General features: G+C 56.0%; 14 protein-coding genes and 1 tRNA gene. 9 read left to right on the top strand and 6 right to left on the bottom strand.

Annotated elements, in window-relative coordinates; translation table 11 throughout:
* The 3 genes from MVO87_RS11205 to MVO87_RS11195 form a co-directional block, all read left to right on the top strand.
* Positions 1–1,382, top strand: a 1,382-nt coding sequence (locus tag MVO87_RS11205) for an MATE family efflux transporter (protein ID WP_297553176.1), incomplete at its 5' end; no start/stop codon positions are given.
* 47 nt (positions 1,383–1,429) lie between these two features.
* Positions 1,430–1,651 (top strand): type II toxin-antitoxin system VapB family antitoxin, encoded by a 222-nt coding sequence (vapB, locus tag MVO87_RS11200; RefSeq protein WP_297514294.1) that lies wholly within the window; start codon positions 1,430–1,432, stop codon positions 1,649–1,651.
* On the top strand, positions 1,638–2,042 hold the full coding sequence (locus MVO87_RS11195; protein WP_297553174.1) for a type II toxin-antitoxin system VapC family toxin: 405 nt from the start codon (positions 1,638–1,640) through the stop codon (positions 2,040–2,042). The genes vapB and MVO87_RS11195 overlap by 14 nt, the downstream gene beginning before the upstream one ends.
* Here MVO87_RS11195 and MVO87_RS11190 read toward each other — a convergent pair.
* The 4 genes from MVO87_RS11190 to MVO87_RS11175 are packed head-to-tail and all read right to left on the bottom strand — an operon-like array spanning position 2,039 to position 5,257.
* The gene (locus MVO87_RS11190) at positions 2,039–3,136 is read right to left on the bottom strand and encodes a VIT1/CCC1 transporter family protein (RefSeq protein ID WP_297553172.1); all 1,098 of its coding nucleotides are present in this window, start codon (positions 3,134–3,136) and stop codon (positions 2,039–2,041) included. The genes MVO87_RS11195 and MVO87_RS11190 overlap by 4 nt on opposite strands.
* On the bottom strand, positions 3,117–4,247 hold the full coding sequence (locus MVO87_RS11185) for a tRNA (guanine(10)-N(2))-dimethyltransferase (protein WP_297553170.1): 1,131 nt from the start codon (positions 4,245–4,247) through the stop codon (positions 3,117–3,119). Before MVO87_RS11185 ends, MVO87_RS11190 begins: the two co-directional genes overlap by 20 nt.
* 42 nt (positions 4,248–4,289) lie before the next feature.
* A complete protein-coding gene (locus MVO87_RS11180) occupies positions 4,290–4,556 on the bottom strand; it encodes a 50S ribosomal protein L35ae (RefSeq protein WP_297514304.1) in 267 nt (88 codons plus the stop codon).
* 35 nt (positions 4,557–4,591) lie between these two features.
* Positions 4,592–5,257, bottom strand: coding sequence for an HAD family hydrolase (locus tag MVO87_RS11175; protein ID WP_297514301.1), 666 nt, complete (start codon positions 5,255–5,257; stop codon positions 4,592–4,594).
* 84 nt (positions 5,258–5,341) lie between these two features.
* Between MVO87_RS11175 and pepQ the strand changes: the two genes are divergently transcribed.
* Entirely contained in the window at positions 5,342–6,394 is a 1,053-nt protein-coding gene (pepQ, locus tag MVO87_RS11170) for a Xaa-Pro dipeptidase PepQ (protein WP_297514306.1), read from the top strand.
* On the opposite strand, the gene MVO87_RS11165 is transcribed toward pepQ, so the two are convergent.
* Entirely contained in the window at positions 6,391–8,988 is a 2,598-nt protein-coding gene (locus MVO87_RS11165) for an ATP-dependent helicase (RefSeq protein WP_297553169.1), read from the bottom strand. The two genes, pepQ and MVO87_RS11165, sit on opposite strands and share 4 nt — an antisense overlap.
* A gap of 90 nt (positions 8,989–9,078) precedes the next feature.
* Between MVO87_RS11165 and MVO87_RS11160 the strand changes: the two genes are divergently transcribed.
* The 5 genes from MVO87_RS11160 to MVO87_RS11140 all read left to right on the top strand — a co-directional run bounded on the left by MVO87_RS11160 (position 9,079) and on the right by MVO87_RS11140 (position 13,377).
* Complete coding sequence (locus tag MVO87_RS11160) at positions 9,079–9,387, top strand: hypothetical protein (RefSeq protein ID WP_297553167.1); 309 nt, start codon at positions 9,079–9,081, stop codon at positions 9,385–9,387.
* A 24-nt stretch (positions 9,388–9,411) separates the two neighbouring features.
* Positions 9,412–10,467: a glycosyltransferase family 2 protein gene (locus MVO87_RS11155; protein WP_297512153.1), complete on the top strand. Its 1,056-nt coding sequence runs from the start codon at positions 9,412–9,414 to the stop codon at positions 10,465–10,467.
* A gap of 95 nt (positions 10,468–10,562) precedes the next feature.
* The gene (locus tag MVO87_RS11150) at positions 10,563–11,489 is read left to right on the top strand and encodes an inorganic phosphate transporter (RefSeq protein WP_297512155.1); all 927 of its coding nucleotides are present in this window, start codon (positions 10,563–10,565) and stop codon (positions 11,487–11,489) included.
* A 33-nt stretch (positions 11,490–11,522) separates the two neighbouring features.
* On the top strand, positions 11,523–13,262 hold the full coding sequence (tgtA, locus tag MVO87_RS11145) for a tRNA guanosine(15) transglycosylase TgtA (protein ID WP_297553165.1): 1,740 nt from the start codon (positions 11,523–11,525) through the stop codon (positions 13,260–13,262).
* Between the two features lie 38 nt (positions 13,263–13,300).
* Positions 13,301–13,377, top strand: a tRNA-Val gene (locus tag MVO87_RS11140).
* Between the two features lie 265 nt (positions 13,378–13,642).
* On the opposite strand, the gene MVO87_RS11135 is transcribed toward MVO87_RS11140, so the two are convergent.
* On the bottom strand, positions 13,643–13,938 hold a 296-nt coding region (locus MVO87_RS11135), incomplete at its 5' end, for a hypothetical protein (RefSeq protein ID WP_297553162.1).

Below are 13,938 nucleotides of genomic sequence, written 5' to 3'. Positions count from 1 at the left end.
CCCAGCGCAGGATATGGCAGCTCGCGTGGCCCGCTATTATTGCCAACGTCTCCCAGACCCTCCTCAACTTAGTGGACACTTTGATGGTCGGCCACGTGAGCGCCCTGGCAATAGCAGCGGTGGGCCTCGGTGGACAGGTAAGCTGGTTCATGTTCCCGATAATGATGTCGGTCTCCGTCGGAACCCTCGCCCTCGTCGCGCGTGCGGTAGGTGCGAGGGAGTTCCAACGGGCCGAGCTCGTCCTCGAGCAGAGCCTCTACCTCTCTTTCCTCCTCGGAATTCCCGTCCTGCTCTTCGGCTGGTTCTTTGGCGACAACGTGCTGAGGATTATGGGGGCGAAGGGAGAGCTTTTGAGCCTAGCCTACGCCTACCTCAAGGTCGTTTTCCTGTTCTATCCCGTCCGCTTCGTGGTCTTTACGATAAATTCGGCCCTTAGGGGCGCGGGAGATACAAAGACCCCGATGAAGGTAGGAATTCTGATGAACGTCCTCAACGCGCTCTTTGACTACCTCCTAATCTACGGGAAGCTCGGCTTTCCAAGGCTCGGGGCCGTTGGAGCGGCGTGGGCCTCTGGAATAGGCATAAATTCTGCTTTCGTTGTACTCATGGCTCTCCTCCTCTCGAACAGGCTCATCCTTAAGTTCGAGCCGAGCTGGCGCTTCGACACCGAGATAGTGGGAAAGATAGTCCGCATTGGAATTCCCGCCCTAATTGAGAGGGGCCTCTTCAGCTTCTACAACTTCCTCTACATGAGCATAGTCACCCGCTTCGGCGACGTGGCTCTGGCGGCGCACCAGATAGGCCTCAGGATTGAGAGCATCGCCTATATGCCGGCCTTCGGCTTCAACGTCGCAACATCGGCTTTGGTCGGCCAGAACCTTGGGGCAAAGAAACCTGAGGAAGCAGAGAAAACGGTTTACGAGGCAATGAAGATGGCGGGGCTCTTCATGGGCGTCATGGGTGCGGTGCTAATCCTCTTTCCGCGCTACCTTGTCATGCCCTTCCTCAACCCGAACGACCCGAACTACGCAGAGGTTCTCCGCCTCGCCCGGATTTACCTTATAATCGTTGGAATCAGCGAGGTTCCCCTCGCGTGGGTCTTCGTCCTCAGCGGTGCCCTTAGGGGAGCCGGCGACACCAAGAGCCCGATGTACGTTACTGCAATAAGCAAGCTCCTCTTCAGGATTATTCCTGCTTACTTTCTCGGCTTTGGGTTCTCGATTCCGAGCTTCCACGTTCTCGGCTTCACGTTTCCGGGCTTCGCTTTCGAGGGTCTCGGCGTTATAGCCGCGTGGATTGCGATGAGCCTCGAGACCTTCACGAGTGCCGCAATGTACTGGTGGATTTTCAAGAGAGGAAAGTGGAAGCACGTGAAGGTGTGACGGGAACGTTTATATCCTTGTAATGCATTTCTGTAAACGGTGGTTGTATGGCAGTCATAAGCGTCCGCGTCCCAGACGAGCTTAAGGAGAAGATGAAGAAGTACGACATCAACTGGAGCGAGGAGATACGGCGGTTCATAGAACTCAAGGTAAGGGAAATTGACAAGGAAAAACTGCTGGACGAGATAGATTCGTTCCTTGAGAACCTGCCCGAGTTGCCTAAGGGAAAAGCGACAAAGCTCGTGAGGGATGACCGTGATAGTAATTGACACCTCGGCCCTCGTCAAGTACCTCCTCAAAGAGGAGGGCTGGAGGAGAGTTTCCGCTTTCCTACGGAATAATCGAGAAATAGCCTCTCTGGAGCTTGCTCTAATCGAGGGGGCAAACGCCATCTGGAAGCGCTACCGCCTGTACAGGGACGTAAACTTTGAAACCGCCCAGAGGTTGCTGGACTACCTTCACGCGACGAGGGAGATTATCATCTACGAGAACCCGCTTGAATACCTTCCTGAGGGCGAGAAGGTTGCCCTTGAAAATGGCATACCAATCTACGACGCCCTTTACATCGCCCAGGCCCTCAAGTACGGAAAACTCGCGACGGCCGATGAGAGGCAGGGAAAAACAGCGGAAAAGCTCGGCGTTGAGGTCGTCTACCTCTAAAGCGCCGAGACGTGAAAGATTGCCTCCATCACCCTTCCGAAGAGGTAGCTCAGGAACGCCGCGCCGAGGCCCGTCGCGACCATCTCCGCGACCTTCTTCTTGACCGATATTCCCGAGAGGAGCGAAATCAGCGTCGCCACTATCGCAAGCGCCGAACCCGCGAGGAGTATCGAGAAGGCAAGCGCCGTGAGCGAGTTCGAGGCCAGGAAGTAGGGCGTAACCGGGAAGACAACGCCGAGAAGGTACGATAGACCCGTATACAACGCGGCGCGAACCTCGTTCTCCTCGGCCTCGGTAAGAAGGAGCTTTTTAACGGCATCGGGGTTGTCCTTGAGCTTCTCCGCTATTTCCTTCGCCATGTCTTCGGGCATTCCTCCCTCTATCAGCTTTTCCCTGAGTTCTTCGGCCGTTTTCTCGGGCGAGACCTCGAAGAGGACCTCTGTCCTCGAGCGGATTGATTCCTTGACCTGCCTCTGCGAGCGGACCGAGACGAAGGCTCCAATCGCCATCGAGAGCGCTCCTGCTACGCCAACGATGAGACCGCTTATCCCCACGAGCTGGGGGTTGTTCGGGTAAACTGCCGAGAGGCCCGTAACCGCTCCGAGTATCTCGACGAGGCCGTCGTTCATTCCGAGGACGAGGTCCCTGATGTTCTCCACGTGGAAGGCCTTCTCCTCCTCGCGGAAGAACTTCTCGTGCTCTATCTCGTCGAGGATTACCCTCCGCAGGGTTTCGCGCTCCTCATCGCTCATCTCGCGGGCGTATTCGTTGAGGAAGCGGAAGTACTTCTCTATCGCGCTGTTCTCGCCCATCTCAAGGAGGGACGCCACTGAACCAGGTCCGAGGAACTTTCTGAGGAGCTTGACGCCCCATACCGTCAGTCTGTTCACCTTCGGCTTCGGCGGTTTTTCGTTCCTCCTCTCGAGGAAGGACTTCCAGAACTCGGCGTGCCAGCGCTCAAGCTCGGCCAGACGCTTGAACTCCGCCCTTATCTTCTCGTCCTTTTCCCATTCGGCGAGCCTCCCGTACAGCTCTGCATCGGCCCACTCATCGAGATAGAAGCGCCTTGCAAGCTCAATCGCCTCTGAGGACATCGAGCACCACCTCAAAGGGGGCATCGGTTTTTACCGCGGTTGGCGAGAAGTGCGTCCTGCTCGCCCTGTAGCCAAGCTCCCTGAGCCGTTCAATGACGTCGTTCACCTTCCTCACTTCCAGTCCGTTCCTCCGCGCGAGGGCGTGGGTGTCGTAGTGGAACGGGACGTCGAGCTCGCCCGCGAGCAGTTCCACGAAAGGCCTCGTTTTCTTATGGGCCGGTTCAAAGGTCTCAAGCTCCTTCGAAAGCCTTTCCATGAACTCCGAATCCTTTAGCGGGCCGAGCCACATCGGGCCGAATGCCTTGGGCCTCTCCGGAAGGAAGGCTTTCTTGTAGGTGAACTTTCCGTCCTCATCTTGCCAGAGGTAGCCGAGCTGGGCAAGGCTCTTCTCTGCCTTCTTCGCCCCGCTCTTAAAGCGGAGAAACGCCCTGAAGTAGTGGTCGCGGTAGTAGGCGAGGAGAACTTCAACTCCAAAGTCGTATTTGGCAGAGTACCTAACCACCGTCCCGATGAGGATTCTCAAACCTGCCTCGTGGCACAGCTCGCCCCGTATCGGCCTCGCGAGGTAGTTCTTCACGCAGGCCCTCGCGTAGGCCCCGCAGAGAACTCCCGTATCTGTTGCGGTAACGGCCAGAACGCCTTTCCTCTTTACACTCCTTAGAGCGGTGTCAAGGAACTCCATCGGCGAGCCGAAGGGGTCCAAATCAACTAGGTCGAAGTAGCGGAAGTTCTCCGCCATCAGCCTGTTGGCGTCGCCCTTGTTTATGACTATTAGCTTTTCGCCCCAGAGGTAGGAGCGGTCGCCCTCTTCGTAAAGCTCCCCCTCGAAGTTGAGGGCGACGTTCCGCTTCATCAGGCTGTAGGCTTCGTCGCTTATGTCGTTGAGCCAGACTTCCTCCGCTGGACTTTCGAGGGCGTAGCGGATTCCCCTTATCCCAGTCGCCGAGAGCGCGTCGAGAACCCTCTTGGGTTTAAAAACCCTGGCGACGAGGACGCTTATATCCCTGTTCAGAGACATCACGGGGTTGTAAAAGACCGGTGCGTCGTAAATCCGTTCGGCCTTTGGCACGAGGAACCTCGCGGAACCTTCACTGACCTCAATCAGCTCCATTTTCCCACCCGTTAAAGAAAAGGGTTGAGGGGCTTTAAAGGTTTAGAGAATCTCGACGATGTCTCCAAGGGCCTGTCCCGGGAGACCGGGCTTGAAGACGGCCTTGACCTCACCGCGGTTGCCGTGGGTCTTGATAATCCTGCCGAACATCTTCCTTCCCGTTGGCGTCCTCCAGACGACCTTCCTGCCGATGAGCTGGGCCGCGCTTCCCCTGTTGTCGATTCCAATGGGCTTGAGAATCATCCTGTGGTTGTCCTGGTGCTCGTGAGAACCCGCGTAGGAGAGGACGACAGCTTTCACCCTCGCCATCGCCCTCACCCGGCCTTGATTTGGGGGCTGGATTTTTAAGTTTTACCGCCCAAGAACTCGGTCAGGCCGTCGTCTATCTCCAGCACTTCTCGGATGGATTTTATCTTGAGGAAGTTCTGCCTGTCGAAGAGCAGTGCGACGTCGCTTTTGTAAGGAGATGCCTTCTGAACGAGGAGCGTGTTCTCGTCGAGGATATATGTAAAGCGCGCGGGACTGTCGTCAACCCACACGAAGGGCTCGTCGGGATAGAGCTCCCTGAGCGTCTCGAACTTCTGGAGCATGTCCTTCGTTCCCTTGAAGGTTATGACCTCGTCGAACTCGTCGTACCAGTTCGTCTTCTTCATGAAGATGACCTTTCCGCCTGGATAAGTATGCTCGCCCGAGAAGCTTATCACCTTCCTTCCCCTCTTCCTCAGCTCCCTAACAACCTGGCGGGCGAAGGGGAAGTCCTTTATATACTTGGGCATGAGCTTGTAGTACTCATGGATTGTCCCCTGCGCGACGAGCTCGTGAATGACGCCGAGATGCTGGTAGGTGAGCTTGCCCTTGATGAAGAGGAACAGAGCCTTGTAGTACTCGTCGTAGAGGTCGCTCTCAATTACCGCTGGAATCGTCTTCTCGATGGCTATCCTCAACGCCTTCTCTACCGCGCCGGTGCTGTCAACGAGCGTTCCGTCGAAGTCAAAGAGGTAAACCGTCACGCTTAACACCTGTTCGGGGTTCGACGCGGGAGTTTATATCGTTTCCGAAACCGTTTTATCCTGCCCGGCTAACTTCCCCCGGTGGTGGTCATGAGAATCGAAAGGCTCAGGGAATACATAGCCGAAAAGGAACTGGACGGCGTGATAATAACCCATAAGCCGAACCTCTACTACTTCACGGGCTCTGCCCCCGTTCTCGGCGGCTACCTGCTCGTAACGGCTGACGAGGCGCTCTTTCTCGTTCCCCAGCTTGAGTATGAGGAAGCCAAAAAAACCTCGCGCGTTCCCGTTGAGGCCTTCAAGCGCGGGCCGGAGCTCTTCGAGAGGCTCAAGTCCTTCAAGCTGAGGAAGCTCGGAATCGAGGGGAGAACCGCCTACTCAACCGTCCAGAGCTACCGCGAGAAGCTCGGCGTTGAGGAGTTCGTGACCTTTGATGACGTCATAAAGGAGCTCAGGATGATAAAGACGAAGGAGGAGCTCAAGGTAATAGCGAGGGCGTGCGAGATAGCAGACCAAGCGATGCTCGTTGCCATAGAAGAGATAAGCGAGGGCAAGCGCGAGAGAGAAATAGCTGCCAAGATGGAGTACGTTATGAAGATGAACGGCGCTGAGAAGCCGGCTTTCGACACGATAATCGCCAGCGGGTGGCGCTCGGCCCTTCCCCACGGCGTCGCGAGCGACAAGAGAATCGAGCGGGGTGAGTTCGTCGTTATAGACGAGGGCGCGCTCTACAGGCACTACAACTCCGACACGACGAGAACCATCGTGGTCGGGAGCCCGAACGAGAAGCAGAAGGACATCTATCAGGCGGTTCTCGAAGCCCAGATGAAGGGCGTTGAGATGGCGAGGCCTGGAATAACCGCGAAGGAGCTTGACACAATCGTTAGGGATGTCATTAGGGAGTACGGCTACGGCGACTACTTCATTCACTCAACCGGCCACGGCGTCGGCCTTGAGATACATGAGTGGCCCGGCGTGAACCAGAGCGACGAGACCGTCCTCAAGCCCGGTATGGTCGTCACCGTCGAGCCGGGCATCTACATTCCAAAGTTCGGCGGAGTCAGGATAGAGGACACGATAGTCATAACCGAAAACGGGGCCAAGAGGCTGACGAGGACAGAGAGAGAGCTTATCTAAGTCTCTCCTATCATCGCCATTATTTTTCTGTGCAGGGCCTTAATCAGCTCCCTCCTGTCCTCCATAAGAACCACGTCGCTCGAGCCTATCGCTTCGAGATTGAAGGCGAAGGGACTTGGGACGCTGTGGGTCTGGAAGACCACCCTTATTTTCCCCTCGCGAACCCAGCTCAGGAACAGTTCAGCGCTTTCCACGTCCATCTTGTCCTCCATAATCTCGCGGTAGACCTCCTTCAGGAGCGGGAAGTTCGGGTAGTTCTCCTTGAGCACCTTGAGTAGTGAGACCGCCATGACCTGTTGCCTGCCGAGCCTCTTGCTCCGCCCGAGGTAGCGCCTGAGGATTAGCAACCCCCTGTTTGCCACGTGCCTGAAGCGCCTCTTCAGTAGCTCGGTGTTGTCGAGGGCTTTTTTCAGTGTCTCCCTCAGGTCATCAACCTCGAAAAGTTCCATCACTTCCTCCTCGCTCAGCTCAACCTCTGGCGGAAGGAGAAGAGCGAAGCCGTTGTCGTTTATCGCTATTCCAACGTTGCAGTTCTTCCTCTTGCTCACGAGGTAGGCGAAGGTCCTGCTTAAAGCGTCGTTGGCGCGTCTCCCAATTAGCGTATGGAAGAAGTAGCGGTTCCTCTTGTCTCCCGGAACAAACTCAACAAGGACCGTCTCGTCGTCTGGAACCACCGAATACCTCGCCTGCTCGCGGAAGTAGGAGATTATGGCGCGCGAGGCCTTCTCGTCTATCCCGTACTTCTTCATGAGCCTTTTAACGGCGTCCTTCCTGCTTAGTAACCCCTTAACCTCCCTCCTGAAGCGCTGAATATCCACCGCTAAATCGAAGCTGAGAGGGAGCATCTCCGAGAACCACGCCGGAATAGTCGGCTTGGCGCCCTCGCGCGGGATAACGTAGAGCTTGTTTCCACGGCTCTTGACGAACTCGTAGGTTCTTCCAGCTAAGACGAAGACATCGCCGGGCATCAAGCGCTCGGCGAACTCCTCCTCAACTGTCCCGATTAGCTTTTTGTCCATGGTGTAAACGCGGATTTTAGCCTCGTCCGGAATCGTGCCGACGTTCATGTAGTAAATCGCCCGCGTCATCTTTCCGCGCCGTCCAAAGCGCCCGTCCTCCAGCCATATCTTGGCGTAGACCTTCCGCTCCTCCAGTCCGGCGTATTCCCCGGCCAAATACCTCAAAACGCTCATGAAGTCCTCGAAGGGTAAATCCCTGAATGGGTAGGCTCTTCTGACGACGCGGTAAGCTTCATCGACATCCCAGACTTTGTTTAGGGCCATCCCGAGGAGGTGCTGGACGAGAACGTCGAGCGGATTCTTTGGAATTCTGACGCGGTCGAGTCTTCTGTTCCTCGCGTTGTGCGCCAAAACGGTAACTTCGACCAAGTCGTCCCTGTCGAGGGCCAAAATAACCCCCTTGCTGACCTCGTGAAGCCTGTGGCCTGCTCGCCCAATTCTCTGCAGGGCACGGTTCACGCTCTTCGGCGAGCCGATTAGAACCACCAAATCAATCGTTCCGATGTCTATCCCGAGCTCAAGACTTGTTGACGTAACAACGGCCTTTAGCTCGCCTCTCTTCAGCTTCTCCTCAACGTCCAGCCTAACCTCGCGCGACAAACTCGAATGGTGCGCCTCTATGAGGCCCTCGAACTCGGGGTAGAGCTTCTTGAGGTTGAAGGCAACCCTCTCGGCACCGCTCCTCGTGTTTGTGAAGATTAGCGTCGTCCTGTGCTCTCGAATAAGCTCGGCCAGGCGCGAGTAGAGGGCCTCGCTCAGCGCTCCAGCTGGAGTGTAGATTAAGTCCTCCACGACGCTCTCGACCTTAATCTCTGTTTGCTTGGCGAAGCTGACGTCAACAATAAGACCAGGTCTCGGCTTTCCATCGTCATCGAAGCCGAAGACGAACTTCGCTATCTCCTCAAGCGGGTGTATCGTCGCGCTGAGGCCGATTCTCACGAACTTCTCTTCGGCCATCTCTTGAAGTCTCTCAACGCTCAAAGCCAAGTGGGAACCGCGCTTGTTCTCAGCCAGAGCGTGAACCTCGTCTATGATGAGGTATTTGACTGTCTTCAGCCTCTCGCGGAACTTGGGGGCGTTCAGAGCGATGGCGAGGCTCTCGGGGGTGGTTATTAGAATGTGTGGCGGTTTCTTTACCATCTTGCTCTTCTCGTAGCTCGACGTGTCGCTCGTCCTTATGCCGACGCGGATTTCTGGCAGGTCGTAGCCAAGCTCCTTTGCCACCTCCTTGATTTCAGCCAGGGGCCCCTCTAAGTTGCGCTTTATGTCGTTGTTCAAAGCCCTCAGCGGTGAGACGTAGAGGACGTAGATTTTATCCTCAAGTTTGCCCTCCTTTCCAAGAAGAATCAGTTCATTTATGGCGGAGAGGAAAGCCGAGAGGGTTTTTCCAGAGCCGGTCGGTGAGGAGATGAGCACGTTCTCGCCTTTGTGAATCTCCATAACGGCATAGCGCTGTGGGGGCGTGAAGCTTCCAAACTTCCGCTTAAACCATTCTCTAACCGGCTCGCTGAGGATTGAGAATATCTCCTCATCGGAATATTCCTTTCTCGCCCACCTTATCCTTCTCCCCTCCATCGGCCACCCGTTAGACTTTCGGTTTTTAAACCATTCGGTTGGTTAGGCAAACTTTTTAAGTGGGCTTAACGAACTAAATCCGGTGGGAGAATGGAGGTAGAGGAGAAGCTCAGGGAGGTTCTCGACGAGTTCAACCGCCTTCACGGCAGCGAGGCCCGCGCGAGGATTCTAAAGTTCGAGGGAGACGAGGTCATCATAGAGTTCGAGGGCTCCTTCTGCGCCACCTGCGGGCTGTATGATTACTTCGACGACATCAAGTGGGAGGCGAGGGATTTGGGCCTTGAGCTCGAGCCGGTCGAAGTTCTTGAGGCCGAGGAAGATGATTTTGAGCACGGCCGCTACGTCGTGAGGTACAGGCTCGGGAGAAAGCCTATCCTTGCGATGGGAGGTAAGGATTAAAACTTTCAGGCGGATTTTTCACACATGAGTCCCCCTCTCCTCGCCGTTGCGCTCGCGCTCATCTTCCTCTGGGACAGCTACTTCTTCTTCAATTACATAATTGGCCTTTTCGGGAGTTACAGAATTAAGGAATGGACGCCGAGGGTTTCAATCATAATCCCGGCTTACAACGAGAGGGGGAGGGTTCTTAGAGCCATACGCTCGGCGCTCGCTCAGGATTACTCCGATTTTGAGGTCATCGTCGTCGATGACGGCAGTGAGGACAGCACGTTTGAAGTCGCCTCGTCCGTGAAAGACCCCCGTCTGAAGGTCTGCCAGAAGGAGCACGGGGGCAAGGCCAGAGCCCTGAACTTCGGCCTTTCCAAAGCCTCGGGCGAGATAATAGTGACAACCGATGCAGACAGCTACCTCGAACCAACCGCGGTTAGGGAACTCGTGAGGCGCTTCTACTCCGACGAAGTGCTCGCCGTTGGAGGACAGGTCAGGGTCATGGGGGATTCCTTTCTTGAGAGGGCGCAGGACGCGGAGCACCTGAGGATAGCGATGTTCCGTCGAGCTAAGGAGCTTGAAGATTTGAGCCTCGCCCCAGGCCCGGTTTCGGCCTTCCGCAGGGATGCTCTCGAAAGAATCGGGGGCTTCGTCGAGGACATCGTCGAGGACTACGCCACCACAAAGGCCATCAAGAGGCTCGGAAAGGTAGTCTACGCGCCAAAGGCGAGGGTCTGGACGGAGATGCCGAGAAACCTCTCCGTTCTCTGGCGCCAGAGGAAGCGCTGGTTCCTCGGCGACATCAAAAACCTCGGAGGGGGTTTCACCAAGGACTGGGGGTTTCTCCTTCTCGGCGACTTCGTAGCCCTCCTCGACGTCCTGGTTCCCGTTCTACTGCTCGCGACCGGCAACTTTGCCCTCTTTGCTCTCTGGTGGGTCTTCGAGGTTGTCACGATGCTCCTCCCAACGCTCGTTGAAGGAGGAAAGCTCTCCAACGCTCTCCTCTTCCCCTTAATCGTCTGGTTCTGGGCGCTCTTCTACCTCTCGCTCCACGTCTACGGCTACCTCAAGCTCCTCACAGGAAGACGTTGAGTTGTCTCTTACCGCAACGCTTTTAAGGCCGAAACCCCTTTAAAATGCCCAACATTGTGCTACATAGACTATATAGAATATAGAGAGGTGAGGAGATGATAACTCTCATTGCATCGGCGTTCTTCATGGCGTGGGCAATAGGAGCTAACGACAGTGCGAAGGCCGTTGGAACCGCCGTTGGGGCTGGGGTAGTGGGTTTCAGGCGTGCGGTGCTGATAGTTGCGGTGTTCACAACCCTCGGGGCAGTTATCGGTCACTCCGCCGTTTCAGGAACGATAACAGAACTGGCCAGAGGCCTCTCCCCGGGAGAAGTCGCTTTGGCGCTCTTCAGCGCGGCATCTGCCGTTACAATCGCGAGCCTGTGGGGACGGCCAATCTCAACGACCCAGTCCATAATCGGTGCGCTCATAGGTTCCTCCCTTGCCCTTGGTCTCTCAGTCGACTGGTGGACGATAGGTAAAATCGTCTCGGCGTGGTTTTTCTCCCCAGTACTCGCTTCTTTCCTTGCTATAGCGGTGTACAGGCTCTATAAACCCCTCCTTCGCAGGATAAAGTGTCTAAAGAACCTCGAACTCACCCAGAAGTGGCTCGTCTTCCTCGCCTCTGCCTTCTCGGCCTTCAACCTCGGCACGAACGAGGTCTCGAACGTTATAGGCCTTGCAAAGGCCGGCGGAATGTCCGATCCAAACGCCTTCCTCGCCCTTGTGATGGCCTTCGGGACGCTCACCTTCAGCTATGAGGTCATGATGACGATAGGAAAGGACATAGCACCCCTCGGCCCGACTTCGGCATTCTCGAGTCAGTTCGGGGCCTCGATAGCGGTCAGCACCGCAAACCTCTTCGGCCTGCCCGTCAGCTCGGGCCAGGCGATAGTCGGGGCGATAAGCGGGCTAAGCGCCTACAAGGGCGAGCACGTGAACAAAAAGCTCCTCGTGGACATCGTGAAGAGCTGGGTTCACGCGCCGCTCTTCGCCGGAATCCTCGCGTTTCTTCTCGTCAAGCTCTTCTCGGCAGGCTTTTAAGGTCGAAGTGTTAGGCCCTTGAGAGGTGAGAGCATGGAGTTCAGGTTCGAGGTTAAGGCGCGCGACGCGGCCGGAAGAATAGGAAAGCTCATCGTCAACGGCAAGAGCATCGAAACCCCCGCCATAATGCCCGTCATCAACCCGAAACAGCTCATTGTAACGCCGAAGGAGCTCAAGGAGATGGGCTTTGGAATGATAATCACAAACTCCTACATCATCTACAAGACGCCGGAGCTGAGGGAGAAAGCGCTAAAGCTGGGCATTCATAAGCTCCTCGACTACGACGGGATAATCGAGGTAGATTCCGGCTCATTCCAGCTCATGCGCTACGGCGAGGTCGAAGTTACCAACAGGGAGATAATCGAGTTCCAGGAGAAAATCGGCGTCGATATAGGCACCTTCCTCGACATTCCAACTCCTCCAGATGCGCCGAGGGAGAAGGCCGAGGAGGACCTCAGGATAACCCTCGAGCGGGCGAAGGAAGCCGAAAGCATAAAGAACATCGCCATGAACGCGGCAGTGCAAGGCTCAACTTATCCGGACTTAAGAACCTACGCCGCTCGGGAGCTCAGCAAGATGAACTTCGAAATCCACCCAATTGGTGCCGTCGTTCCGCTCATGGAGAGCTACCGCTACCGCGATTTGGTGGACGTTGTGGTGGCTTCCAAGCTCGGTCTAAGACCGAACAGGCCCGTTCACCTCTTTGGAGCGGGCCACCCGATGATTTTCGCCTTGGCCGTTGCTATGGGCGTTGACCTCTTCGACTCGGCGAGCTATGCCTTGTACGCTAAAGACGACCGCTATTTGACGCCCGAGGGAACGAAAAGGCTCGAAGAGCTCGAGTACTTCCCCTGCTCCTGTCCCGTCTGCTCCCGCTACACCCCGCAAGAGTTGCGTGAGATGCCGAAGGAAGAGAGGACGAGGCTTTTGGCCATCCACAACCTCTGGGTGATACGCGAGGAGCTCAACAGGGTCAAGCAGGCGATAAAGGAGGGTGAACTCTGGCGCCTCGTTGACGAGAGGGCAAGGAGCCACCCGAAGCTTTACTCAGCTTACAAGAGGCTGCTTGAGTACAGGGACTACCTTGAGAAGAACGAGCCGATAACCAAGGCGAGTGCCTTCTTCAAGGTGAGCGAGGAAGCGATGAGATGGCCCATCGTTTACCGCGCCAAGGAGAGGGCCGAGCGGGTGGCCAAAAAGTTCCCCGAAAAGGTAAAACACCCGATATTTGGAGAGATTCCAAAGTATCTGAGTTTGAGCTACCCCTTTGCCCAGAGCGAGGGCGAGGAGGACTTCACGATAGAGAAGCCGAGGAAAGGGGAAGCGAGAAAGTACGTCATGGCCGTCGCGGAGTACCAGTTTGGGGAGAAGGCCGGTGAGGCCTTCAAGGACGCTTTCGTGGAGCTCTCGCGGAAGACTGGCATGCCGAGGCAGGTAAAGGCGAAGGGCAAGCACCTCGCGACCTTCAGGGCGGAAGACGGCCTGTTAACGCTCGGCATCGAGGGGGCAAAGAGACTTCACGCGCTCCTGCCGTTCCCGAAGATGCGCGTCGTGGTCAACGAAGATGCCGAACCCTTCGCGAAGCGCGGAAAAAACGTCTTCGCCAAGTTCGTGGTCGATGCCGACCCCTCAATCAGGCCCTACGACGAAGTTTTGGTAGTGAACGAAAAGGATGAACTCCTCGCGACAGGGCAGACCCTTCTGAACGGCGAGGAGCTGAAGGTCTTCCAGAGTGGGCTGGCAGTAAAAGTGAGAAGGGGCGTGGAGAAGTAGAAAATTTTATAACCCTCACTCCTTCCTTATTTCCGGGCGGGCCCGTGGTCTAGATGGTCATGACGCCACCCTTACAAGGTGGAGGTCCGGGGTTCGAATCCCCGCGGGCCCACCATTCAGCTCGAAAAGACTCCTCATGGCCCGAACCCTCTCAAGATGTTCTTTGAGGAGCTTATTCGCGAGGGCCGAGATGTTGAAACCCTCCTCCCTAAGACCGCCGACCACTTCTTTATCAAGGTACAAATGAACGCGCGTCTTTCGCCTTCTTTTTGCTCCTTGGGCTGTTTGAGAGCCCCGTTTAGACGGCCCACTACGGCCCACTTTGGCCCACCCTTGGCCCACTCGTGGGTGGAGGTAATAAACACTGCGGTCATGCGCCCTCACCAGATTTCTTCGACTTTGCCCATTTTGAATAGCCAGAGCTTGCCAAGGTATTCCATGCGGTCCGTAAACTTCTTTGAGAGAATGTAAGTGTGGTAAGCGCCCCTGCTGATGAAGCCAAGAGCCTCAAGCCTCTTGATGACGCGGAAGTAAAGGTAGTGCTTTTCGGGCGGGAAGAGGTCCTTGTACTCGTCCCACCCCATGCGCCCGTTCTTCTTGATGTACTCGACAATCTCTTCGGCCATCTTCCTGGCTTCCTCGCTCTCAAAAACAACTTCAAAGACATCGCGAGGCT

Origin of the sequence: Thermococcus sp., assembly GCF_027063845.1 — an archaeon.
Classification (GTDB): Archaea; Methanobacteriota_B; Thermococci; order Thermococcales; family Thermococcaceae; genus Thermococcus.
This window is presented reverse-complemented; position numbering and strand designations above follow the sequence as displayed.

Bases quoted from the DNA above. Each gene is read 5' to 3' on its own strand.
- vapB (WP_297514294.1), top strand. From the start codon at position 1,430: ATGGCAGTCATAAGCGTCCGCGTCCCAGACGAGCTTAAGGAGAAGATG.
- MVO87_RS11190 (WP_297553172.1), bottom strand. From the start codon at position 3,136: ATGTCCTCAGAGGCGATTGAGCTTGCAAGGCGCTTCTATCTCGATGAG.
- MVO87_RS11185 (WP_297553170.1), bottom strand. From the start codon at position 4,247: ATGGAGCTGATTGAGGTCAGTGAAGGTTCCGCGAGGTTCCTCGTGCCA.
- MVO87_RS11180 (WP_297514304.1), bottom strand. From the start codon at position 4,556: ATGGCGAGGGTGAAAGCTGTCGTCCTCTCCTACGCGGGTTCTCACGAG.
- MVO87_RS11165 (WP_297553169.1), bottom strand. From the start codon at position 8,988: ATGGAGGGGAGAAGGATAAGGTGGGCGAGAAAGGAATATTCCGATGAG.
- MVO87_RS11160 (WP_297553167.1), top strand. From the start codon at position 9,079: ATGGAGGTAGAGGAGAAGCTCAGGGAGGTTCTCGACGAGTTCAACCGC.
- MVO87_RS11155 (WP_297512153.1), top strand. From the start codon at position 9,412: ATGAGTCCCCCTCTCCTCGCCGTTGCGCTCGCGCTCATCTTCCTCTGG.
- MVO87_RS11150 (WP_297512155.1), top strand. From the start codon at position 10,563: ATGATAACTCTCATTGCATCGGCGTTCTTCATGGCGTGGGCAATAGGA.
- tgtA (WP_297553165.1), top strand. From the start codon at position 11,523: ATGGAGTTCAGGTTCGAGGTTAAGGCGCGCGACGCGGCCGGAAGAATA.